The following is a 21,398-nucleotide window of genomic DNA, read 5'->3' on the forward strand; positions in this document are numbered from 1 at the left end:
TGATAAAGCTATGATGAGCCGAAAATCCTCTCTTCTTAATTAAACCAGTTTTGTCTCAAAGGCCCTGATGTCGGACACCGTAATGAAGCCCCGCAGCGTTTTCACGATGTTGCCAAGCAGGAATGGGGAAACACGCCTGAAAGCGTTCGGGCCGAAGTGCATCGCAGCATTTCAGAGCTTGAGAACGGCCTGACCAAATACCGGCAGAGCCATGAGAAATATGAAGCCATTCGCGAATATGACGACATGGCTACGCAGTATGGCACAACGGTCAAGGATGCTCTGGCAAACTATACCGGTATCGAGCGCATGCTGCATCAGGACCCCTACGCGGCCCTTGAGCAGATCGTGGCGAATGTTGCAGCGCATAAGCGATGGACCAATCAGGACGGATCGCCGGTCACGTTCCGCGATCTGGCTGCGCATTACGTCAATATGCCTGCTGATCGTGTTGCATCCCGTCAGGATAGCGTCATTCGCCAGATGAGCGAGCAGATTGCGGCTTTGACCAACCGGTCAGCGGCTTTCGAGCAGTCGATGCAGGAAAACCGGCTGCGCGAAACACATGCGCTTATTCAGGAATTCGCCAAGGATCACCCCCGAGTGGGCGAACTGGCCGACGATATTGCGCTTCTCCTTGAGAGCAAGCGCGTTGCGACCCTGCATGAAGCTTACGAGCTCGCAGACCGCATGAACCCTTCTTCGACGCCTCTCACACAGGCAACGGAAACCCCAGCGGCTCAAACCCGCGCAGAACCAAGCCCAGCCAACCCGGCAGGGCAAAAATCCATATCAGGCGCACCAACGGCAGGCTCAGACCCTCGCACGGCAGGAAAGCCCTCAAACTCACCGCGTGAGGCGCTTCAAAAAGCGCTGCGCAAAGTCAAATAAAGGAAAAACCTACCATGGCTCCGGTTACACAAATCGACCATTACCGTCAGGTTCTTTCGATGGCTCTTGAGGACCGCTCGCAGGGCTATCAGGACCTCGTTTCGAACAGCAACGCATTCTTTGCCGTGCTCAAGCGCAAAGGCCTCTGGAAGCCGTATTCCGGCCCGCGCATCCGCGAACGCCTTCAAATCGATAAGATGGATGGCCAGTGGTACAACGGCTTTGATATCTTGGCGAACAAGCCCATTGAACTTTTCAATGATGCTTACTTCACGCCGAAGATGGCTGCTGTGCCGATCACCCTTTCCAGTGAGGAAATCCTGAATAACGAGGGTGAAAACCAGCTTCTCGATACGATGGAAAGCTATCTGGAGGTGGCTGAAGGCTCCATGACCGACATGATGGACGCCGCGCTGCATGGCGACGGCTCCGCGAATGGCGGCAAGGCGGTTACTGGCCTGAATGCGGCTATTCCGATCCTGCCGGATCAGGGCACGTATGGCGGTATCAACCGTGCAGAGGTCGCCAAGTGGCGTACCAGTGCGTTCGATGCCCAGACGGCATTCACTGATATCGGTACGCAAGTGGACAAGGATACCATTCGTCCTTTCCTCAATCGCATCATGACGCAGCGCTCTCGCGGCAAGCGCCATGCTGATCTGCTCCTCATGTCACCAGAGCATTACGAGGCATACGACGCCGCAACCACGGCTATCCAGCGTATTGCCAAGGAAGGCGGGCTTGCAAAGCTTGGCTTCTCGTCTCTGGAATATATCGGCGGCGGCAAGCGTGCTGAAATCGTCCTTGATGGTGGTATCGGCTCCAACATGCCAGCCAATACCACCTATGGACTTGATACCGATAGCATGCGCTTCCGGTACAACCCGAACCGCAACTTCGACAAGCTGTTTCCAGGTGACGGCCTTATGCCGATCAATCAGGACGCAATTGCGCAGTTCATCGGCTTCATGGGCGAGCTCACGAACAACAATCCGTTGTTCTCGTGGCGTCTGTTCGACAGCAACCCGGCAAACTAAGGGCGGTTCTCTCCGCCCTTTTTCTTTTCGAGAAAGGTCAAGGCAATGTCCTACCGGATTACTCCGACACTCGGCCCTGATGTCGAGCAGCATGCAACCAAATACTATTGGGATCTGAATTCGTCCGGAACGCCAAGCTATGCGCTTGGCACGAAGGTCGTGGGCTCCGATGGTCATGATTACATCCATGTAAAGGCGGGTGCTGACCTCGCTAAGGATGCCGAAGTGCAGATCAATGGAACAACCTTCGTCGCCACGGCTGGCGAGGGCGGTTTCACTGTTCCGGTCGCCGTCAAGAGCGGCGAAGCCTTCCACGCCAAGCGGTCGGCACTCTGATTACTGAGAGGGCGGGGAAACCCGCCCTTTTCATTTCCGATCTCTCAGACAGAAAGAACAGTCATGTCACTGAAAGAAACACCAGTTTTCAAGAGCATCGCGCAGCTTGATCCGGCAGCTTCAAAAAAGGCGGGCCGACCGATCTACAGCGATATCGAAGTTTGCGAGCTCCATTTCCCGGGCGACAAGCAGCACAAGCCGGTTTTCCCCGCGCACTCGTTCGCTGGATGGGGTGAAGATGAGTACGGCAATCAGCAGAAGCTCACCTATGCGCTGAAATACAATGACCAGTATCTGCGCTTCAAGGAAGGTCGCGCTCAGGTCGCTGACGGCACGCCACTTTCCGAACTGCCGTTCCTGACCGAAGCAAAGCGTATGGAACTGAAGGCGCTCAAAATCTACACCGCTGAACAGCTGGCGGGCCTTGATGGTCAGAACCTCAAGAACCTCGGCCACGGGGGCCGTGCTCTTAAGGATCAGGCTCAGGCGTTTATCGAAACAGCGACGAAAAGCGCCGGCTCGGTTGCTCTGGCTGAAGAAAACGCATTTCTCCGGCAGCAGATTGCCGAACTGAAGGCGGATCGCGCTGGAGTTGCAGCTGTAGAACCTGACGACACCACTGAACCCGAACAGGAAAAGCCAGCGCCCGACGACACAGAGGACGAAGAAGACATTTTCGACCTCATGCCGGATGAAGAACTGAAAGCCTACATTAAGGATAAGTCCGGCGAAGGTGTGCGCGGCACTCCGAAGCGCGAAACCCTGCTCGCCATGGCTCGCGAGCTCGATCTGGCCGACGAGGGTTAATCAATGACCGTCAAGGACGCGCTGACAAGCGCTGCATCCCGCATCATGGGTGTGCGCCCGACTGTCTTTTTTTCCTCAACCAAACCACTTGAGGGCGATCTGACAGAACTCGTTAATGCTGTGGCAAAGGATATTATTAAATCCCACGATTGGCGCGTCCTGACGAAACTATGCACGTTGACTGGTGACGGCACTAGTGAGGGCTATAGCCTTCCAACCGACTACGACAGAATGCAGAAAGGCTCTAGCCTGCGATCTGCAACCGCTCCCCTCTACGGTTATCAACCTTGTGTTGATCCCGATGAATGGCTGATGCTGCAAATGCCTTATGGCGTCTGTTCTCTTGGGCGCTGGATCACGTTCGGCGGACAGATCCATATCATGCCAAAGCCTTCCCTCGGGCAAGAGATTAAGTTTTTCTACCAAGGAAATCAGTTTGCAACTGATGAGAACGGCGTTCCAAAGGGAAGCTTTGAAAAGGATAACGATAGCTTCCTGCTGGATGAGGAACTGCTTACGCTCGGACTTGTTTGGCGCTATCGCCAGCAAAAGCGCATCGACTATACCGACGATCAGGCTTTGTTTGAAAAGCGCTTCAATGAACTCGCAGGCGAAGACAAGGGGGCGCGGGTTTTCGTAGAGGGCGGTTCGCGCAGGCGCGGTAATGCGTCATTGCCATATTGGGGTGAGCTCGGATGAGGTGGCCTCGTTCTCCGCGCAAGCCGCGCATGTCTCAGCCGAAGCGCTACACTTCCCCAATCGGCGGATGGGTGGCTAATAGAAACGTTGCCCAGGCTCAAGCACCGGGATTGCCGCAAGCTGCGGCTATTCTCGACAATTTCTTTCCCTATGCCAGCACCGTCATCATGCGGCGTGGGAGTGAATTGCATGCCACTCTTGGAGATGGATCGCAGTCCGTCCGGTCTCTTTTCAAATACGTGAGTGGAGGAAATCAGCGCCTATTTGGTGCAACAGACACTCAGGTTTTCGATATCACGCTTGTGCAAAGCCCTTACAGTTGGCGTATCGGCACCAGCACCGATGACGATATCAAAACCGATCAAAACGACCTTTTGGGAGAGCTTTCGACTAAAGGTCTGGATGTTCTAAACAATCAGAAGAATGGTGACTGGTCAGTCGTGCAGTTTGCTACCGCAGGCGGCGGCATATTCCTTCGCGGGGTAAATGGCGAAGATAAGCCATTCGTCTATGACGGGAATGCTTTTTCCTCCGATCCGGCGCTCACCATGCCAGCAACAGAAACCGTTGTGACACCTGAGGACATGTCTTTCGTCTGGGCTTACAAGAACCGCCTGTTCTTTGTTGAGGGCGATAGTCTGAATGCCTGGTATCTGCCGGTTGATCAAATCGGCGGTGAACTGAAGAAATTCCCGCTCGGTGGTATCTTCAACGAAGGCGGCTCGCTATTGTTTGGAGCCTTCTGGTCTCTTGACAGTGGCTCGTCTGGCGGACTTTCGGAACAATGCGTTTTTGTCAGCACAGAGGGCGAAGTTGCGGTCTTTCAAGGTGCTAACCCGAGCGATGCGAATGACTGGAGCAAGGTAGGCGTTTATCGGATCGGCAAGCCTCTGGGAAAGAATGCGTGTATCCGGGCGGGTGGTGACATCATTATCGCTACGACAACCGGCTTTGTGCCTTTGTCACAGGCTATTCAGCGTGACGTTGCCGCATTATCCCCTGCAACGGTCTCCTATCCAATTGAAGACGCATGGAATGAAGCATGTCTGCTTCGCGGTAATGCTGGATGGCATGCAATGCTCTGGGCTGAGCGCCAAATGGTAATTGTCACCCCGCCCCATTTGAACGGTTCATCCCCTGTCATGTTTGTTGCCAATGCATTGACGGGCAAGTGGTGCCGCTTCACCGGTTGGACTTCGAACTGCATGGAAGTGTTTCAAGGCCAGCTATATTTCGGCTCTTTGGAAGGTGAAGTCATCAAGGCGAATATTGGCGGGAGTGACAAGGGCAATACCTACACGGCGGCTTATCTGCCTCTTTTTGAGGACTATGGACAGCCTGCACTCATGAAGCTTGCAAAGCTTGTCCGGTTTACAATCCGGGCCTCCGCTCAACTCAACATGGAGGTTAAGCTGCACGCTGAATACGACAAGGAACTTCCACCTGCACCCAACTCTACTGCAGTCACATCTACTCAGGAATGGGGAACGGCCATCTGGGGTGCCAGCACATGGGGAGCGGCATCACAAGCCATCCTGAACAACGAATGGCAGGCGATAGGCGGCGGCGGATATGTCTTAGGACCATCTTGTCAGGTCACAAGCGGATATATCGTTCCGCTTGATGCTGAAATCATGAGCACCGATCTAACTTTCGAAATGACGGACGTGCCAGCATGATTGAAACTGCGCTTTTTGGCTGGCAGCCGGTACGCGGTTCACATTCAATAATTGGAGAATTTGTCTGCAAGATCGTTTTCGACGATCCCTATGCTCTCGATAAATACGCGGCCATGGGGTTCTTCGAAGACGGTGAGCTCATCGCGGGAGTTCTCTTTCACAACTGGCATCCGGAAAGCGGCGTCATGGAAATGACGGCGGGCTCAAGTTCGAAACGATGGCTTAACCGGCGCACACTTCAGCAGATCATGTCTCTCGTCTTTGACGGCTTTAAAAATCAGCTTGTCGTCATGCGGGTATCAGATCGCAATCAAAACATGATCCGTATCGCCAGAGCCTACGGATTTTCCGAGACCTTCATTCCCCGCCTTCGCGGTCGCGATGAGGGCGAGTTCATTTTCACTTTGACCGATGACGATTGGCGCAACGGTCGCTTTTTCAAAGCATCAATCGACAGGTAGATAAAATGGGCAAGAAACAGCCAGAGGCACCAGATCCGAAGGAAACAGCAAGCGCACAGGCAGCTGCCAACCGCTCGACTGCGATCACGCAGCAAGAGCTGAACATGGTGAACCAGAACAACCCATGGGGCAGCATCAGCTATGACCAGACCGGAACACGGAAGCATTTCGATGAAATGAGCGGCAAGTGGGTTGAAACTCCGACCTTTACCCAGACTACGACCCTCAGTCCTGAACAGCAGTCTATTTTCAATCAGACGCAGGCAGCGCAGGGAAATCTTGCTGGGATAGCCGTCGATCAGTCATCGAAAATCCGTGACCTGCTCAACAAGCCATTTGAGTTCAACAATCAGGATGCTGCCAATTGGGCCTATGACCTTGGGGCGCAGCGCCTTGATCCTCGTTTTGCACAGGACGAAGAAAAACTGCGCACTACGCTCAAAAACAAAGGCATTCAGGAAGGTTCTGACGCTTGGAACTCCGAAATGTCACGCATGACGCAGTCTAAGAACGATGCATACAACCAGCTTATGTTGAACGGGCGTCAGTCGGCTTTCAGCGAAGCATTAGCGCAGCGAAACCAGCCTCTAAACGAAATCATTGGACTGATGAGCGGTTCGCAAATCCAGAACCCTGCACAAATGTCAGGCGCAACACCACAATCAAGCGTCGGCGGCGTCGATTACACGGGTCTGGTCAACCAGAAGTATCAGGCCGACATGGCGAACTATCAATCGAAGATGGGTGGTTTGTTCGGGCTGGGTTCAGCCGCAATGGGAATGTTCAGCTTCTCTGACAAGCGTCTGAAAACCGATATCGAGCGTGTGGGTAAAACGGACGAAGGCACGCCAATTTATACCTATCGGTATAAGGACGGCGGCCCTACTCAGATGGGTGTCATGGCTCAGGACGTTGAGAAAAAGCAGCCAGAGGCGGTTGCTAAGCACCCGAGCGGCTTCCGCATGGTTGATTATGGAAAGGTGAGGTAATGATTTTTACCAATCCGCAGCCTTTCTCTCGACTGCGCGAGGCGCCACAGCCTCAACAGGTTATCGGCACCGTCGCCGCGCCAACTCAGCAGCCAATCCGTGACCCCATGCAAGGGTTTTCAATGATGGCAAACGAAGCAGTAAACAACACCACACAGGCCAGCAAGATCAAGCTCGCCAGCTTATTCGGTCTGGGTCCAAGGGGGCTATACTAATGGCTTTGCAGGATTTCTTTGTCTGGGGCGATGGCGGAACCAAAAAGACGCCTGAGCAGTTGGAACGCGAACGCAAGCTTGCACAGGCAATGATTGCATCCGGTGTTGATACATCGCCGGTGGGTCATTGGACACAAGGCGCTGCCCGTATGGCTAATGCACTTGTTGGCAATATTCGTAAGGGTCGAGCTGACGCATCTGAGAAAGCAGGAATAGAGGGCGCGGCAAAGAAATTTGCTAATCTCGACCTAGCAAGCTTGATGGGCGGTGCTGCATATCCTTCGGCTGTAGCAGCTGGATCATCGCCAACGAGCAGCAGCGCTACAGGTACCGCAGCATATTCTCCTAGCAACAACTCATACTCGCCCAATGGGAACGCTTTGCGCGACGGGATTATTGAGACTGCGCATGCGATTGGTGCCGATCCGGTGGATCTTGCAACGGCTATTTCTTATGAAACCGGTGGCACGTTTGATCCCCTTAAGAAGGGTCCGACAACACAGCATGGTCAGCACCGTGGATTGATCCAGTTTGGCGAACCGCAGGCGCAGAAATTCGGCGTTGACTGGAATAATCCGCTTGCTTCCCAGCTTGGCGCGAATGGTGCTGTGGCAAACTATTTCCGTGCATCCGGCTATAAGCCAGGTATGAGCGGCCTTGACCTTTATTCGACCATCAATGCGGGTTCCCCGGGCCGGTATTCTGCATCTGACGCAAACAATGGCGGCGCTCCCGGTGATGTGCGGGACAAATGGGAAAACCAGATGGCCGGGCATCGTCAGAAGGCGCTTGCTTTGCTCGGTGGCGGCACTGAAGCCATTGACCCGACCACGACAGCTGCAACACGCCCAAACACGCCACAGCAGGCCATTCAAGCGGTTTCTCCTAGCGTCGATCCTGACGGCCTGTTTGCTCCCGGTGCAGACGTGTCGCCCGCTGACCTTGCATTCGCACGTCAGGCGACCGGCCCAGAGGTTACGCCGTCTGCTGGTGCAACATTTGGCGGACCTGAACTGACCTATGATGGCAAAGGTATGCGTTATGTTGACGAAGGTGCGCAACGAGCCGGTAATCCGCCAATGCCTTACAATGGCGTAGGTGCGTCATTGAACAACACTTCGCCAGTGCAGAGTAACTTTAATGATCGGTGGAATGCGGGAGCGGTTGATCAGACGCCGACAGGAGCAATTGAAGCCATACAGGGCCAGCCGTCTGCGCAGCCATTGCAAAGCGGTCCGTCGCAAGAATTGCTGCGCCAGAATGATGCAATGTTCGGCGGTGCACTCGCACCAAATGGACAAGCCCCGCAACAGTCCGCGAATGTGTCGGGATACTTCCCTCCTGCGCCTCAGGCAAGCGTTCCCACGATGGGAAGTTTTGCTGCTACAGGAAATCAGCCTCAGCGAAGCGCCAACATGCAGCAACTTCTAGAGGCGGCTTCTGATCCTTGGCTCAACGACACGCAGCGCAGTGTGATCGGTATGGCAATCCGAAACCAGATGGACCAGAGCAAGGAAGCCAGAACAACGCAGGCGGCTCGGGATAACTGGCTCTTTCAGCAGCAGTACGAGGAACAGGCGCAGGCACGCGACCCGCTCCGACAAGCTCAAATTGCAAAGTTGAACCGTGAGACTGATAATCCTTCCGATAACTTCAAAGTCGTAGGCAACCAGCTTGTTCGGATCGGGAAGGACGGCGTTATCACTAATGCCACTCCTGCAGTAACCGCGACGGTTGGAAATGCGTCTGTAAATTTGGATAGCCTTCCACCAGTGTCGATGACTGAAACGGGTGTTCCCGATGCGAGCACCCAAGAAGCTTTCCTGAAACAGTTGCCATCGGCTCTTGCTGCTCAGGTGAAGGGTATTTCGGACGGGCGCATTGATATTGGTCGTGTCACATCACTGCGCGGTGGCGAACGTCAGGAGCTCGCTAAGCTTGTATCGCTCTATGATCCCACGTGGGACATGGCTCAGACTGGTGCGCGTGTTGCTACCAGAAAAGACTACGCCACCGGCGAGATGGCTAAAATGGCGTCTTCAACTAACCTCGCCATTCAACATATGGCGGGCATGGTTGAAGAACACGGGAAATTAAGCAACAGCAATTATCCGCTCTGGAATACCGTCAAGAATGCGGCTTCTACTCAGACCGGCGATGCAGCACAGCGCAGCTTTGAAACCTATCGTCTAGGCGTGGCTGACGAACTTGCAAAGGCTTTCAAAGGCGTTGGCGCCCTCAATCAGAAGGAAGTCGAAGAATGGCAGCATGCAATTAGCACATCCAGCTCGCCAGAACAGTTGAGAGGCGCGGTGGTTTCCGCCCTTCACATGCTAGCTGCACGTACAGATACTTACGATCAGCGGTATCGGAACGTGATGGGGCAGCAGGCTCCTATGTTCCTCACGCCAAGTTCTCTTTCTGCTCTGAAAAAGATGGGCATCGATCCTTCGGAGGTAGATCCTCGCTATAGTGCCGACACTTCCGATAAGGGAGCGACAAAGGGCTCCAACGGCGACGGTTCGATTGATGATTTGCTAAAAAAGTATGGTGGATGACATGGCATCAATTGATCAACTTGAGCGGGCATTGAGGAATGCTGATGCTGCTGGCGACACCAATGCAGCAAAGGCATTTGCCAATGAAATCCGCCGCATCAGATCGGAGCAAGCACCCACGAATGACGGGACAGTTGGCCCGACTTTGGCACGCGGTGGAACAGCATTGCCGGACCCTCGTAACGACGATGGTACCTATGGCAAACCTCCTGAAGGTATGGTTTTCAATCCAAAGACCGGCCAGATGGAAGACCTTGGCAGCCCCATCAATCTCAACATTCCCACCGGGCGCGCTGCTGCTATTGGTATAGGTGCTGGTCAAGGTGCTGGGTTCGGTTTGCTGGATGAGGCAACCGCAGCGCTGAGCGTGCCGTTTGGCGGTGATTACGACTATAATCTTGGCGTTATGCGAGAGGCTGAAAAGCGTGCGGCGTCTGATCATCCTGGCGCTTACTATAGTGGTATGATCGGCGGCGGCATTGGTACCGGTGTGGGGTTGGCTAAGGGCGGCGTATCTCTAACTGCCAACGCAATGAATGCGGGCAAGGGCCTAAACCGGGTTGCTGGAGCGTCCGCACTTGAAGGCGCTCTGCTCGGCGCTGCTCAGGGTTTCGGCAACGGAGAAGGTAATTTTGATGATCGAGCAGTGAGTGCTTTAAAGTCAGGAGGGTTAGGGTTAGCTTTAGGCGGAGCCGCACCATATGCAATCGCCGGTGTATCGGCAGCTTCTAAGCCAATCGTTGCTCCCCTGATGGCGCGTCTACGCCCTCAGAAGTATGCGGATGCGGCCTTGAATACCGCCCTTTCCCGCTCTGGAACGTCATCTGATCGGATTGCTAGGGCGTTGGATAGCGCTCGCGCTGACGGTCAGGACATGTTCAACGTGGCAGATGCCATGGGACATCAGGGGCGTAGAATGCTTTCGACCGTTGTGCGCACACCGAATGATGCGCGACAGGAAGTGTTCGAGCAGCTGGTTAGCCGCCAGACCGGTCAGGGTGACCGCTTGGTTAATGCGCTCTCGGAGGGCTTTGGAGCCGCAGACACGGCAGCTCAGCGCACAGCAGGCTTAACGGCGGCACGCGATACTCTTGCAGACGCTAATTATGCTGCTGCTCGGGCTAGCGCTGGTCCGGTAAATGTTTCGCCAGTTATCCAACATATTGATGACACCATTCGCCCGGGCGTTCAGCAGATTGTATCACCTGTTGATGATATCGCTGGCGACAGTATTGAGCGGGCGCTGACTGGATACCGCGCTCGCATGACAGACGACACGTCAAATCTGACGGACTTCAATCGAGTTCTTACACTCAAGAAGGACGTTAGTGATGCTGTTAAGGTCGCTGAGCGTGCAGGACAGGGAAATCGGGCTCGGGCATTGGGTCAGTTGAATAATCAACTCGATAGGGCGCTTGAACAAGCTTCCCCGGGATATCGGGCCGCAAATGACACGTTTAAAAGCCAGAGCAAAATTATTGATGCTGTCGAAACAGGCCAGAACGCTGCATCAGCTCGCATGCGGGCAATGGATAACATTGATACCTTTTCGGCAATGCATCCGGGAGAGCGTATAGCGTTCCGATCCGGTTATGCTGATCCTTGGATTGCACGTGTTGAAGCGGCTTCTTCATCCCCGACGACAAACAAAGCTCGAATGCTGATCACAGATAAAACGGCTAAGGAATTTCCAGCTTTCGCCGTTCCAAGTAAAGCCGATCAAATGGCTCGACGCATAGGCCGCGAACAAAAGATGTTTGCCACTGCAAACGAGGCTATGGGCGGATCGAAGACCGCTGACAATCTCGCTGATATGGCAGACATGGCGAATTTTGATCCGTCAATCTTTTCTGGCCTTATGCGTGGAAGCATTAAAGATACCGCTGTTGCGGCTTTCACGAAACTTCTCACAGAAGCCAAAGGAACTCCGAAGCCGGTAATTCAGAGATTGGCAAAAGTGCTTATGGAGACTGATCCCGTCGCTGCAAAAGCAGCTCTGGATGGTGCCGTAGCGCAAGGAAAAGCAACATCGGGACGCAGAGCCCTGATTAACGCCATTATCAACGCTGAAGGATCTATTGCTACACCGCGAGTGCTAGGACAGGAAAAGCGACCGCCGCTTGAACTGACGGTGCGGCCAAGCCATTAACGCTTGCCGCGCCAACTCTCCGGAATGCGGTTGCCGGTTTTATCAATGGCCCAGCCTGCTAACAGCGTACCGGTTCCGAGGCCCAGTGCTGCTGAATACCACTCGATCAGACCGTAATGCCAAAATCCGAACCAACCGACACAAACGACGATCCAGGCCAGCCACCAAGGAAAGCTGTCACGGTCTATCTTCGGTTCGTTCGGATCGTGGTCGATTTCGTGCATTTATGGACCGCAGGTTAAACTCAGGGTGACCGTTAGATTTTAGTGCAATACCCGCCAGTCATTGAAGGAGTATTACCGCCTGCATCTTCTCCGTCAACAAATCCGAAGGAATATGCAGCAAGAAATCGATTGTCTTTAACATTAAAGACGTAGTCCGTGAGCATAGAATTGCATCGTATCATTCCTCGCGGCCAAAGTTGCATTTCGTAATTACCATCTTGCACACAGGGGGCACCGTTCGAGCTTCCTGATGGCGTTACTGAAACCGATATCAGTTTATGGCCGTCCGCTTGAACGGCAGAGCGATCCGTCACCTTAAGTAAGAATTTGTCCCTTGGTACGAATTCAGTTGATCCCCATCGCTTCGCAGCTTCATCGAACCGTAAGCCGCCAGCAAACTCGGCGGCGCAGTAATAGCTCACAGACGTTGGCTCATCCGCCAAAGCCAAAGAAGCTAAAAAACAAAGAGATATTGTCGACAAAACACGCATGAAATCCCCCATTAGACAGGCTCAAACATGCCTCAACATTTCAGAAAAGGGAAGTCAGATGGATGCTTTGCACACTGATGATCGCTTCAATGCAGGTCGCGCATTCCGTAATGGAGCTCAGCATATATATCCGGGTTCTCACGAACTTCGATTAGAGGCGCTAATTCCGATGGAACGAAACCTTGCTCCAGAAGACTTTCTGGCACTTGCATCGTTTGAAAAAACTGGAGAACTGACGGCCCCGGTATCGGCTCGAACCCCGGCGCAAACCGAGGAGCTATTATGCGAAGTGGTCTTTGCGATTTGCCGTCAGATGCAACAATCCAGAGATCTGCTATCCATGCTCGGCCATCATATTCCAGCCAATCTACGAGCCGAAGCCCTTTGTCTGTTAGTACAGGGACATTCCCTTCAATCGTGATCAGCGTTGGCATTTATCCCTCCCTTTATCCCGAGGCCATCTGATCCGAGTCGCAATTTAAAGTCGAGATGCGCAAGCCGTCCAATTTGGGCGGCTTTTTTATTGGAGAAACGCATGCCATTCGATAGCAACGGCAAATACAGCCTGCCGCCGATTTACCAGGCGACTACAGGCGAAAAGGTGCTGGCCGAACAGCACAACATACCCTTCGAAGACGTTGCGCAGGCGCTTTCTCAGTGCTTGAAGCGTGATGGCTCGACACCTGCCATTCGTAACCTTTCAATGAGCGGCTTTCTCGTCACTGATCTGGGCGATGCGAAGAACCCCGGCGACGCTGTGAGCAAAAAGCTGCTCGATGCAGCCGTACCGATTGGTGAAGTGAAAACCTTCGCAGGCGATGCGCCACCACAAGGTTGGCTGCTCTGCTTCGGGCAATCAGTTTCACGAACCACCTATGCTGCACTGTTTGCAGCGATTGGCGTCAAATATGGTGCGGGCGATGGAGGTTCGACCTTTAGCCTACCAGATTTGCGCGGTCGTGTTCCGGTTGGTCGTGACGATATGGGCGGTCCAGCTGCGAACCGTATTACGCCCAGTGGTTCTGGGATTAACGGAAATGTTCTCGGATCAGCAGGGGGCGCACAAGGAATTGTGCTAACCGAGGCGCAAATTCCTGCGCATAGGCACGATGGCTCTGCCTTGGCGGCTGGACGCCACAAACACTCCCGGTTTTTTACAAAAGTTGGTGGCTCGAGCCTTGGCTTCGGTGTCGCCCATACCGGCAACAACGTGGATGGATATGTTGAGGGTGAAACGGGTGAAGCTCCTGACCATACGCACCCGATTCTCACCAACTACACAGGCGGTAGCGGAGCTCACCTGAATGTGCAGCCATCCATAATCATGAACTTTATCATCAGGACGGGCGTGTAATGGCTGATCTTCGTCTCAGAATTAATGAACTGCCGGAAGAACTCACCCCGGCTCCTATTGACAATATCGCAATTGATGGCCCATCGACGCGGCGCACATCTTTGCAAAATGCTGCAAACGCGGTACGCCCTTATTCGACTGAGGCACAGGCCCGCGAGGGCCTGAATAATGCATCTGCAATGACGCCTTTGAGCACTTCACAGGCCATCGAGACGCTTGGCGGGCAGCGCTTTGCAACCACTCAGCAGGGAAACAAGGCCGATACGGCAGTGCAGCCAACACGAGCAATTTCAGCCGGTGACGGTCTTACAGGCGGAGGCACGCTCGCGAACAATGTCACACTGGCTCTGAGTTCTACTTCGCTTGCTTCATTGGGACTGGCGAACACTGCAGTTCAACCCGCTAGGCAGATTATCGCCGGAACAGGGATCACGGGCGGAGGCACGCTCGCCGCTGATCGCACGCTTTCCCTTGATGCAATGACATTGGCAAGCCTAGGCAAAGCCGACAGTGCGGTACAGCCAGCACGTACAGTGTCAGCAGGTACGGGCTTATCGGGTGGTGGTGATTTATCCGCGAACCGATCTTTTGCGTTGAATGCTGCTTCAATTGCTTCTCTCGCGAAAGCTGACAGCGCCGTACAACCGACGCGCTCTGTCAACGCTGGCACTGGTCTTTCAGGCGGTGGCGATCTGTCGGCAAATCGCACGGTCTCTCTTTCAACTGCAACTCAAGCCTCATTGAGCAAAGCGGACACCGCAATTCAGGCACCGGGTGGATCATCCGGTCAGGTTCTTACAAAGAACAGCGCAACGGACGGTGATGTCGCTTGGCAAACGGTGGCAGGAGCGACAGCGGTATCATACGGGCCACAGTCCCTTACTGGTCCCCAGCAGGCTCAGGCCCGATCAAACATAAGCGCGTTTGGTATGGACGGCGGTACGCTTAACGGCGACGTTATTATTCGTAAGGATTTACCCGGAATACAGCTGTCGTCACCTTCTTACGCAAACGTCTATCGGCTATTCGCAAATGTATCTGACACGGTTGACGGCGGCGTACTTTTGAGACGCGTAGCTGGAAACGCGCCTATTGTTGACTTGGGATTGGGAGGCTTTGCCCTTGATGGTTACGGGCATATCCGTGCACGTGCAGGTTCCGTTGTCTACAGTGGCGCGGCTTTTCTCTCCAACGATGGCAACATAAACGGTAGCGTCTGGTCGCCTTGGGGGTCTTCGACTGCCTTTCAAGCTATATCTTTACGCATCGAAAGCAGAGCGCAAGCTTGGGCCATTCAAGAAGGAATAGCTCAAACTCAGACTTATCTCATGGGAACGACCTACCCTATTGGAACATATCTTTTCGGCATAAAATCAACAGCTGGAACAGTAAGCACATACGGTACGGTTGCAGGAACAGACGTTGATTTTTCAAACGCGGCTAGTGCCAAAGCTGGCGGTATCGGTGTTGGAACATGGATGGTTGTGGGGGCGGCAATGAGCGGCACTGTGGCCTCTTTGCTTAAAAGGGTTGGATAATGAAACTTCTTGATATTCAGAACGTGTCATGGGCTGATCGTGACAAGAAATTACTGCATGGCTCGGCAATCATAGAAGATATGTCGGAGACATGGCCTTTTGCTGTTTCAGACGGATACGATACGCCTTTAGGCCAAGAAATTTGGGACCGCGTTAATTCTGGCGAGTTTGGCCCAATTGGTGAGTTCATTGAACCTGTACGGGAACCCATGGTGACTGTTCTTCCCGCAGTAACCCTTTGGGAACGAATGACGGAAGCGGAAGCCGATCAGGTGGCAGAAGCAATGACTACGCAACCTTTTCGCACGCGAAAGATATTTGAAACGGCTGCAACATTTCGTTCAGATCACGAGCTTTGGCCGCTCCTGGAAGGCATGGCGAAGCAGCTATTCGGTGAAGCGAGAGCCGCCGAGCTTTTGGCTCCGTAAGCGAACACACCAACCTGACCAACAGCACCGCCCTTGAGGCGGTTTTTTTGTGTCCAGAGGAAGCACAATGAAAGCCAATTTCGCAAACTGTCTCGCCTTTACCCTCAAGTATGAGGGCGGATATTCCAGCAATCGAAAAGACCCGGGAAACTGGACTGGCGGCAAAGTCGGTGTAGGTACGCTAAAAGGTACGAAATACGGCATTGCAGCGCATTCGTATCCCAATCTTGATATCAAGAACCTTACGCTTGATGATGTGAAGCCGATCTACGAGAAAAACTACTGGCGACCGATCCAAGGCGACAGTTTGCCTCTCGGCGTCGATCTTGCCACGTTCGATAGCGGCGTCATGTCGGGGCCGGCGCGTGGCGCGAAATGGCTTCAGGCTGCACTCGGCGTCAAACAGGATGGTGTAGTCGGTGCGAACACCCTGGCGAAAGCTCGTGTGTCGGATGCCAGAGACATTGTGAAGAAGATTTGCGCCAAGCGCACCGGTTTTGTGCAGTCTCTCAAGACGTTCGTCACCTTCGGCAAAGGCTGGACATCGCGCATTGCGGCCTGTGAGGCTCAAGCGCTCAAAATGGTTGTTGCTACGGCATCAACAGCGGCAGCAGCGTCAACCGTCCTTAAATCCGAAGCAAAGGCAGCAGCAACCAAGGCAAAACAGCAGGCGACTGGCGCAGCAGCAACCGGCGCAAGCGGTACTGGCTCATATGCAGTTTCTGATCAGCTGGCACATTGGATCACAGCTGGCGTCGTTCTCGGTGCTGTTGCTCTGGTCGTTTATCTTGTCTGGCGCTCGCATGTGAACAAAACACGCGCTGACGCTTTCACCGCAGAGGCAGCAGCATGAGTAACGCAATCCTTGATACAATCCTATCCTCTGCCGTCCGTACTGGATCGGGCATTGTGAAAGATATCGTATCGGCTCAGCTCGGGCCGACGATTGGCGGCCTCGCTGGTACAGTCGTGGACACCATAGCTGAAAGCCTTGGCGTTGATCCTGTCGTCATTCCGACACTGCCAGCTGATCGGATCGACGCGGCTGTGATGGCCGCAGAAGATAATCCAGAAATTCTTCGTCTTTATGTCGAGCAGCAGCGCCTAACCAACGAGCTTTTCAAAGCTGAGATGGACAAGTCAGAAGCTCTTTGGACATGGGCATGGCGCCCGGCATGGATGTGGTTTCTCATGCTGGCTTGGTTTTATGCCTTGCTGGCTGCTCCCATCGTCAGCGGAATGACCGGCGTTGCCTTCTCGATCCCTGATCTTAGCGTGCTTGTCAGCCTAACGATCACATTTCTAGCGCTCTACATGGGCGGTCATACAGTGAAAGACATCTGGGGGAAGAAGTGACCGAACTTAAACAGGTTAACGGGGTGCGCCAGGTAGCAGGCGTTTGGCGGGAGTTCGGCTCTCTCATAAACACAACGCTCATCATTTTCGGCGCTCTAGCGATGATATGGAAAGGCGGTGGATATGCGGAAAAAATACAGACCGATATTCGCGCAAATGCTGCCGAAATAAGCCGCGTCGAGCGCGATCAGACAGCAAGATGGACTTCGCACGACGAGCTGCACAAAAACCGTCTTGCCGATGTGAAAGCGAATGACGCCAGATATGACGAACGCCTTAAAAGCGTAGAAAGCGATGTCCGCAAGTTGGCAGCGTCTAACGACAATCTGTCATATCGGATCGCCACAAACGAACAAGCGACACTCAACGCCAGTCAAGCGATCAAAGAATTTCAAGGAACTCTCGTTCAACTCGGCGGTGACATGCGTGTCGTGAAAGAGATTTTGCAGCGCATCGAAGCGGGGCAGAAGCGGGTTCCATAATTATTTCTCATTGCTCGTACTGAAGACAAATCAGAAAAATCAATGGAGGACAAATGACTGTGGAGATGTCAGCATCAATCTGGCATCTCCATTGCACACTCTGAGTGAGTTCAGTTTGGCTTGATAGCGTACATAAGCTCATTGTGAATGGAGATGATTTCTTTGGCTACATCATACATTTCTTCATCGCTCATGGTATTAAGTGTCGCTTGAAGTGTGCCTTGCCCTTCAAATTCTTCGGGCGCTGAGTTAACGCGAGTAAGCAGTTCCCTGTATCGCCTTCCTAATTCAGGATCTGTGAATTGCTCGGGGTCAACTGTAATCATGGACAAAAACGCTGTGAAAAGCCTTCTGTTCAGGCTTTCAGGCGATGCCAAGCAGTAGATCGCACTATTGAATTTTTCACGGTGATAGCTGTCAATCGACATTTTTGATGACCTACATGTTTAAACTATCTTTGCTTCCGCCACTCTGAGAAAGAAAATTGTGCAGCCTCTCCCGGTGTTGCGCTCTCGATGATTATCGAACGGACCTCCGCGCCAAGTCGAAGCCCGACATTGTTGGAGCTGAAGGCATCCATTAACACTTCGGGCTCCATCCAAAGTTGTCCACGACCAGTGTCGTTGTATTTATATTCGGCCTGACCCGCTTCTGAGCCGTCGATAATAATAACACATGTACCGCTTTTCATCCCGCACTCCCCATGTTGCACCAATGCTGGCAGGACACGACCGAGTCGTCAACCAGCCGCTATTCTTCACAAAGAAACAGGTGTCACGACCGGCTCAAACTATAGTGACACTATGGTGACACCGATAAGCCTGATTGATGATTGATGGCGCTAAGTGCTTGATTTTATGGTGCCGCTTAGCAGACTCGAACTGCTGACCCCATCATTACGAATGATGTGCTCTACCAACTGAGCTAAAGCGGCCCGGAACATTGCGTTCCAATTTCCCGAAGGAAGCCAACCATTTCCGGCTGGACGGTGCGCTGATAACCAAAAGCATGGAGGAAAGCAAGGCCCAAATCAAACAATATGTATGTTTGTTCAAAAGGTTTCACGCCAAGCTTGTCGCGAGAGCCTGACAGTGCGGAAGTGAGTCGGTTTTACGAGATGGAAGTTATGGTAATCTCGTTGGGCATATGAGCGCCGACACCGCGCCAGCCGTCGAAGCCGGCGCGGTGTCGTGGAAATCAGAGAATCAGGCGCCCGCGCAAAGGTGCTGGCGAGCCTCCTTGTATTCACGCTCGAGTCGGTCGATCAGTTGTCCGGCAGGAGCCACCTCGCGGATAGCGCCGATGCCCTGACCGCAGCCCCATATATCCTTCCAGGCCTTGGCGCCGTCCTGCTGCGCCTTGTCGAAGTCCATCTTGGAAGGATCAGCCTCCGGCAGGTTGTCCGGGTCGAGGCCCGAATTAGCGATGGACGGCTTCAGGTAGTTGCCTCCAATGCCCGTGAAATAGTTGGAGTAGACGATGTCGGATGAATTCGAGTCGACGATCATCTGTTTATAGGCATCTGTCGCACGTGCTTCTGTCGTGGCGATGAAGGGCGAGCCGATATAGGCAAGATCGGCGCCCATGGCCTGCGCCGCAAGGATGGAGCCACCGTTGGCGATGGCGCCGGAAAGCAGCAGGGGACCATCGAACCAGGAGCGGATTTCTTGTACGAGCGCGAAAGGCGATAGCGCGCCCGCATGGCCGCCCGCACCGGCAGCAACTGCGATGAGGCCGTCCGCACCCTTGCGGATTGCTGAATTGGCGTGGCGGTTGTTGATGACGTCGTGAAGGACGATGCCGCCATAGGAATGGATCGCGGCATTCACCTCCGGCACGGCGCCGAGCGAGGAGATGACGATCGGCACCTTGTACTTCACACAAAGGCCGAGATCGTGCTCAAGCCGCTTGTTGGAACGGTGCACGATCTGGTTGACCGCGAATGGCGCGGATGGCCGATCGGGATTGGCCTTGTCGTAAGCGGAAAGGCCTTCCGTAATCTCTGCCAGCCATTCATCAAGCTGCGCTTCGGGGCGGGCATTGAGTGCAGGAAAAGAACCGACGACACCTGCCTTGCACTGCGCCATCACCAGAGCCGGATGGGAAATGATGAATAGGGGAGCACCAACCACCGGGATGCGCAGTCTGCTTTTCAGAATATCCGGCAAGGCCATCTTCAACCGTCCTCCTTGATTGACGTTTGCGTAAACGTAATATTTCTAGCAGCTCTTTGTCCAACGGCAATATCAAAAGCGCGCGAGCCAGCCTGTCGATAGGGTCTGCCCCGCTGTCGTTGAAAACCTTGACACGGCGTCTCGAAAGCCAGCTGATTTGCATGTTTTGGAAGCATAGGCGCGCTGCTTCTGCCGAAAATGCCCATTGGGAGGGAATCGCCAGCACACTTCAGGATGTCTTGCTCACCCGCAATGGGTGCAGTTTGACCCTGTAAGGCTATACGGATGGGGGAAAACCGCATTCAGAGTTAATATTAGGTGTCTCCGACATGCTTATCAGCTAGTCAAAGCGGGTGATGAACAGGTAAATGCCTTGATTCAGACGTTAATTTCGCTGAGGCTTATGAAATCGTCTGTATCGGGGACCGCTTGCTCCTGTTGGGGGCATGACGAAATGGCGGGAAGAACGAACAAGGGAAGAGCAGCCTTTGGAAAGTATTGAGCGCGCGATCAGGAATGCATTTGCCAAGGCGGATGCGCATAATCCGGCGACCCGCCAGCGAATTTATGAATCTGCCTGGGGTGCGCATGAGCGCGCTCTTGCGACGAACACCGCGCTCAGCGATGCGCAAAAGGAAGAGCGTCGTCAGAAACTGAAGGATGCAATCTCTCGTATTGAACAGGAATTCAAGACAGGCAGCAGCACGGAAGATCGTCGCGAGCCGTCGCTCGGCGCTTCGTTCAGAGAAGACCCGGTTCTTGGCGGCAGGGCGGAAGAAGTATCGCCCGCACTCGATACCGGCGATGTCCGTTCTACCTCGCGGCAGAAGAAGCGCAGCAATGCCGATCTCGGCTACGAGGGCGGCGTCTCGCGCAAGGACCGCAGACAAAAGAAACGCCATTCGCCTTTCTACAGTTATGGCATTCCGGCGCTTGTGCTCGCGGTTGCCGTTTTCATCGGCTATTCGCTCTATAACAGCTTTATTGATCTGAGCCGTGGACCGGCGAACAACCCACTGCATAGCGATGGCAGTCTTGCGCCTTTGAAAGAAGGTGAGGAGCCTGGCGGGCTCAAATGGATCACGATCTTCCAGCCGTCCGAGGCAACGCGCATGTCTGTGAAAGGACGTGCGACAGTCGATATCAGGCAGGAAGGCACGCGCAGTTTCGCGCGCATTCAGTCTTCAGGGGCTGAGGATACGGTTACATTCGATGTCGGTGAAGGCATATTGAATCAGTTGGAAGGCAAGAAGGCGACCTTCGACATCGTGGCACGCGCCGACGATGGCAAGACGACCCAGATGTCAGTCAATTGTGATTTCGGCAGTCTTGGCGACTGCGGACGCAGGCGCTATGACGTGCGCGATTCCATTAGCGACTTCCTTTTTGACATGACTGTTCCGTCCGGTCAGAAGGCGGGTCGCGCGGGCACAATCACCGTCAACTCTGATCTCAGCGGTTCCGGCAAGCCGGTCAACATCTATGAGATCCGCGTTTCGACGGCGGCTGATTAAAGCGCATCCCGAAAAG

Annotated in this window: 24 protein-coding genes and 1 tRNA gene; 19 read left to right on the forward strand and 6 right to left on the reverse strand. The window is 53.8% G+C overall.

From position 1 onward, the window contains the following. Positions 1 to 156: 156 nt before the first annotated feature. From FIB18_RS00005 to FIB18_RS00055, 11 genes are all read left to right on the forward strand, one after another. Positions 157 to 891, forward strand: coding sequence for a hypothetical protein (locus FIB18_RS00005; RefSeq protein WP_140018825.1), 735 nt, complete (start codon positions 157 to 159; stop codon positions 889 to 891). A gap of 14 nt (positions 892 to 905) precedes the next feature. Further along, complete coding sequence (locus tag FIB18_RS00010; RefSeq protein WP_140018826.1) at positions 906 to 1,928, forward strand: phage major capsid protein; 1,023 nt, start codon at positions 906 to 908, stop codon at positions 1,926 to 1,928. A 45-nt stretch (positions 1,929 to 1,973) separates the two neighbouring features. Next, positions 1,974 to 2,264: a hypothetical protein gene (locus tag FIB18_RS00015; protein WP_140018827.1), complete on the forward strand. Its 291-nt coding sequence runs from the start codon at positions 1,974 to 1,976 to the stop codon at positions 2,262 to 2,264. A gap of 63 nt (positions 2,265 to 2,327) precedes the next feature. Further along, positions 2,328 to 3,071: a hypothetical protein gene (locus tag FIB18_RS00020; RefSeq protein WP_140018828.1), complete on the forward strand. Its 744-nt coding sequence runs from the start codon at positions 2,328 to 2,330 to the stop codon at positions 3,069 to 3,071. Positions 3,072 to 3,074: 3 nt separating this feature from the next. Further along, positions 3,075 to 3,770, forward strand: coding sequence for a phage adaptor protein (locus FIB18_RS00025; protein WP_140018829.1), 696 nt, complete (start codon positions 3,075 to 3,077; stop codon positions 3,768 to 3,770). Beyond that, positions 3,767 to 5,449 carry a hypothetical protein gene (locus FIB18_RS00030; RefSeq protein ID WP_158295672.1) on the forward strand — a complete coding sequence of 561 codons (1,683 nt, stop codon included), beginning with the start codon at positions 3,767 to 3,769 and terminating at the stop codon, positions 5,447 to 5,449. Before FIB18_RS00025 ends, FIB18_RS00030 begins: the two co-directional genes overlap by 4 nt. Then, positions 5,446 to 5,910 (forward strand): GNAT family N-acetyltransferase, encoded by a 465-nt coding sequence (locus tag FIB18_RS00035; RefSeq protein WP_140018831.1) that lies wholly within the window; start codon positions 5,446 to 5,448, stop codon positions 5,908 to 5,910. The genes FIB18_RS00030 and FIB18_RS00035 overlap by 4 nt, the downstream gene beginning before the upstream one ends. 5 nt (positions 5,911 to 5,915) lie before the next feature. After that, positions 5,916 to 6,899, forward strand: coding sequence for a tail fiber domain-containing protein (locus FIB18_RS00040; protein ID WP_140018832.1), 984 nt, complete (start codon positions 5,916 to 5,918; stop codon positions 6,897 to 6,899). Continuing rightward, positions 6,899 to 7,114, forward strand: coding sequence for a hypothetical protein (locus tag FIB18_RS00045; RefSeq protein WP_140018833.1), 216 nt, complete (start codon positions 6,899 to 6,901; stop codon positions 7,112 to 7,114). The genes FIB18_RS00040 and FIB18_RS00045 overlap by 1 nt, the downstream gene beginning before the upstream one ends. Continuing rightward, positions 7,114 to 9,672: a hypothetical protein gene (locus FIB18_RS25090; protein WP_235894799.1), complete on the forward strand. Its 2,559-nt coding sequence runs from the start codon at positions 7,114 to 7,116 to the stop codon at positions 9,670 to 9,672. The genes FIB18_RS00045 and FIB18_RS25090 overlap by 1 nt, the downstream gene beginning before the upstream one ends. A gap of 1 nt (position 9,673) precedes the next feature. After that, the gene (locus tag FIB18_RS00055) at positions 9,674 to 11,821 is read left to right on the forward strand and encodes a hypothetical protein (RefSeq protein WP_174977370.1); all 2,148 of its coding nucleotides are present in this window, start codon (positions 9,674 to 9,676) and stop codon (positions 11,819 to 11,821) included. Here FIB18_RS00055 and FIB18_RS00060 read toward each other — a convergent pair. Together FIB18_RS00060 and FIB18_RS00065 are read right to left on the reverse strand one after the other, a co-directional pair. Beyond that, positions 11,818 to 12,045 (reverse strand): hypothetical protein, encoded by a 228-nt coding sequence (locus FIB18_RS00060; RefSeq protein ID WP_140018834.1) that lies wholly within the window; start codon positions 12,043 to 12,045, stop codon positions 11,818 to 11,820. The genes FIB18_RS00055 and FIB18_RS00060 overlap by 4 nt on opposite strands. 32 nt (positions 12,046 to 12,077) lie before the next feature. Then, complete coding sequence (locus FIB18_RS00065; protein ID WP_140018835.1) at positions 12,078 to 12,536, reverse strand: hypothetical protein; 459 nt, start codon at positions 12,534 to 12,536, stop codon at positions 12,078 to 12,080. Positions 12,537 to 12,594: 58 nt separating this feature from the next. Between FIB18_RS00065 and FIB18_RS00070 the strand changes: the two genes are divergently transcribed. The 7 genes from FIB18_RS00070 (at position 12,595) to FIB18_RS00100 (ending at position 17,694) form a co-directional block, all read left to right on the forward strand. Then, positions 12,595 to 12,957 (forward strand): hypothetical protein, encoded by a 363-nt coding sequence (locus tag FIB18_RS00070; protein ID WP_140018836.1) that lies wholly within the window; start codon positions 12,595 to 12,597, stop codon positions 12,955 to 12,957. Positions 12,958 to 13,071: 114 nt separating this feature from the next. Then, a complete protein-coding gene (locus FIB18_RS00075) occupies positions 13,072 to 13,890 on the forward strand; it encodes a phage tail protein (RefSeq protein ID WP_140018837.1) in 819 nt (272 codons plus the stop codon). Continuing rightward, the gene (locus FIB18_RS00080) at positions 13,890 to 15,428 is read left to right on the forward strand and encodes a hypothetical protein (protein ID WP_140018838.1); all 1,539 of its coding nucleotides are present in this window, start codon (positions 13,890 to 13,892) and stop codon (positions 15,426 to 15,428) included. The genes FIB18_RS00075 and FIB18_RS00080 overlap by 1 nt, the downstream gene beginning before the upstream one ends. Further along, the gene (locus tag FIB18_RS25095; RefSeq protein WP_235894800.1) at positions 15,428 to 15,856 is read left to right on the forward strand and encodes a hypothetical protein; all 429 of its coding nucleotides are present in this window, start codon (positions 15,428 to 15,430) and stop codon (positions 15,854 to 15,856) included. Before FIB18_RS00080 ends, FIB18_RS25095 begins: the two co-directional genes overlap by 1 nt. A gap of 67 nt (positions 15,857 to 15,923) precedes the next feature. Continuing rightward, entirely contained in the window at positions 15,924 to 16,709 is a 786-nt protein-coding gene (locus FIB18_RS00090) for a glycoside hydrolase family 108 protein (protein WP_140018839.1), read from the forward strand. After that, positions 16,706 to 17,212 carry a hypothetical protein gene (locus FIB18_RS00095; protein ID WP_140018840.1) on the forward strand — a complete coding sequence of 169 codons (507 nt, stop codon included), beginning with the start codon at positions 16,706 to 16,708 and terminating at the stop codon, positions 17,210 to 17,212. The genes FIB18_RS00090 and FIB18_RS00095 overlap by 4 nt, the downstream gene beginning before the upstream one ends. After that, entirely contained in the window at positions 17,209 to 17,694 is a 486-nt protein-coding gene (locus FIB18_RS00100) for a hypothetical protein (protein ID WP_140018841.1), read from the forward strand. Before FIB18_RS00095 ends, FIB18_RS00100 begins: the two co-directional genes overlap by 4 nt. A 110-nt stretch (positions 17,695 to 17,804) precedes the next feature. On the opposite strand, the gene FIB18_RS00105 is transcribed toward FIB18_RS00100, so the two are convergent. The 4 genes from FIB18_RS00105 to FIB18_RS00120 all read right to left on the reverse strand — a co-directional run bounded on the left by FIB18_RS00105 (position 17,805) and on the right by FIB18_RS00120 (position 19,868). Further along, positions 17,805 to 18,122: a hypothetical protein gene (locus tag FIB18_RS00105; RefSeq protein ID WP_140018842.1), complete on the reverse strand. Its 318-nt coding sequence runs from the start codon at positions 18,120 to 18,122 to the stop codon at positions 17,805 to 17,807. Between the two features lie 23 nt (positions 18,123 to 18,145). Beyond that, positions 18,146 to 18,385 carry a hypothetical protein gene (locus FIB18_RS00110; protein WP_140018843.1) on the reverse strand — a complete coding sequence of 80 codons (240 nt, stop codon included), beginning with the start codon at positions 18,383 to 18,385 and terminating at the stop codon, positions 18,146 to 18,148. 167 nt (positions 18,386 to 18,552) lie between these two features. Further along, positions 18,553 to 18,628: transfer RNA gene (locus FIB18_RS00115), tRNA-Thr, on the reverse strand. Between the two features lie 271 nt (positions 18,629 to 18,899). Continuing rightward, on the reverse strand, positions 18,900 to 19,868 hold the full coding sequence (locus tag FIB18_RS00120; protein WP_140019372.1) for an NAD(P)H-dependent flavin oxidoreductase: 969 nt from the start codon (positions 19,866 to 19,868) through the stop codon (positions 18,900 to 18,902). 488 nt (positions 19,869 to 20,356) lie between these two features. Between FIB18_RS00120 and FIB18_RS00125 the strand changes: the two genes are divergently transcribed. Continuing rightward, the gene (locus tag FIB18_RS00125) at positions 20,357 to 21,382 is read left to right on the forward strand and encodes a hypothetical protein (protein ID WP_140018844.1); all 1,026 of its coding nucleotides are present in this window, start codon (positions 20,357 to 20,359) and stop codon (positions 21,380 to 21,382) included. Positions 21,383 to 21,398 lie beyond the last annotated feature (16 nt).

Source organism: Brucella pecoris, assembly GCF_006376675.1.
Taxonomy (GTDB): domain Bacteria; phylum Pseudomonadota; class Alphaproteobacteria; order Rhizobiales; family Rhizobiaceae; genus Brucella; species Brucella pecoris.

Coding starts and splice junctions, on each gene's coding strand:
- FIB18_RS00055 (WP_174977370.1), top strand. CDS start 9,674: ATGGCATCAATTGATCAACTTGAGCGGGCATTGAGGAATGCTGATGCT.
- FIB18_RS00105 (WP_140018842.1), bottom strand. CDS start 18,122: ATGTCGATTGACAGCTATCACCGTGAAAAATTCAATAGTGCGATCTAC.
- FIB18_RS00095 (WP_140018840.1), top strand. CDS start 16,706: ATGAGTAACGCAATCCTTGATACAATCCTATCCTCTGCCGTCCGTACT.
- FIB18_RS00070 (WP_140018836.1), top strand. CDS start 12,595: ATGGATGCTTTGCACACTGATGATCGCTTCAATGCAGGTCGCGCATTC.
- FIB18_RS00090 (WP_140018839.1), top strand. CDS start 15,924: ATGAAAGCCAATTTCGCAAACTGTCTCGCCTTTACCCTCAAGTATGAG.
- FIB18_RS00010 (WP_140018826.1), top strand. CDS start 906: ATGGCTCCGGTTACACAAATCGACCATTACCGTCAGGTTCTTTCGATG.
- FIB18_RS00080 (WP_140018838.1), top strand. CDS start 13,890: ATGGCTGATCTTCGTCTCAGAATTAATGAACTGCCGGAAGAACTCACC.
- FIB18_RS00060 (WP_140018834.1), bottom strand. CDS start 12,045: ATGCACGAAATCGACCACGATCCGAACGAACCGAAGATAGACCGTGAC.
- FIB18_RS00065 (WP_140018835.1), bottom strand. CDS start 12,536: ATGCGTGTTTTGTCGACAATATCTCTTTGTTTTTTAGCTTCTTTGGCT.
- FIB18_RS00075 (WP_140018837.1), top strand. CDS start 13,072: ATGCCATTCGATAGCAACGGCAAATACAGCCTGCCGCCGATTTACCAG.
- FIB18_RS00025 (WP_140018829.1), top strand. CDS start 3,075: ATGACCGTCAAGGACGCGCTGACAAGCGCTGCATCCCGCATCATGGGT.
- FIB18_RS00120 (WP_140019372.1), bottom strand. CDS start 19,868: ATGGCCTTGCCGGATATTCTGAAAAGCAGACTGCGCATCCCGGTGGTT.
- FIB18_RS25090 (WP_235894799.1), top strand. CDS start 7,114: ATGGCTTTGCAGGATTTCTTTGTCTGGGGCGATGGCGGAACCAAAAAG.
- FIB18_RS00110 (WP_140018843.1), bottom strand. CDS start 18,385: ATGAAAAGCGGTACATGTGTTATTATTATCGACGGCTCAGAAGCGGGT.
- FIB18_RS00045 (WP_140018833.1), top strand. CDS start 6,899: ATGATTTTTACCAATCCGCAGCCTTTCTCTCGACTGCGCGAGGCGCCA.
- FIB18_RS00040 (WP_140018832.1), top strand. CDS start 5,916: ATGGGCAAGAAACAGCCAGAGGCACCAGATCCGAAGGAAACAGCAAGC.
- FIB18_RS00015 (WP_140018827.1), top strand. CDS start 1,974: ATGTCCTACCGGATTACTCCGACACTCGGCCCTGATGTCGAGCAGCAT.
- FIB18_RS00020 (WP_140018828.1), top strand. CDS start 2,328: ATGTCACTGAAAGAAACACCAGTTTTCAAGAGCATCGCGCAGCTTGAT.
- FIB18_RS00030 (WP_158295672.1), top strand. CDS start 3,767: ATGAGGTGGCCTCGTTCTCCGCGCAAGCCGCGCATGTCTCAGCCGAAG.
- FIB18_RS25095 (WP_235894800.1), top strand. CDS start 15,428: ATGAAACTTCTTGATATTCAGAACGTGTCATGGGCTGATCGTGACAAG.
- FIB18_RS00035 (WP_140018831.1), top strand. CDS start 5,446: ATGATTGAAACTGCGCTTTTTGGCTGGCAGCCGGTACGCGGTTCACAT.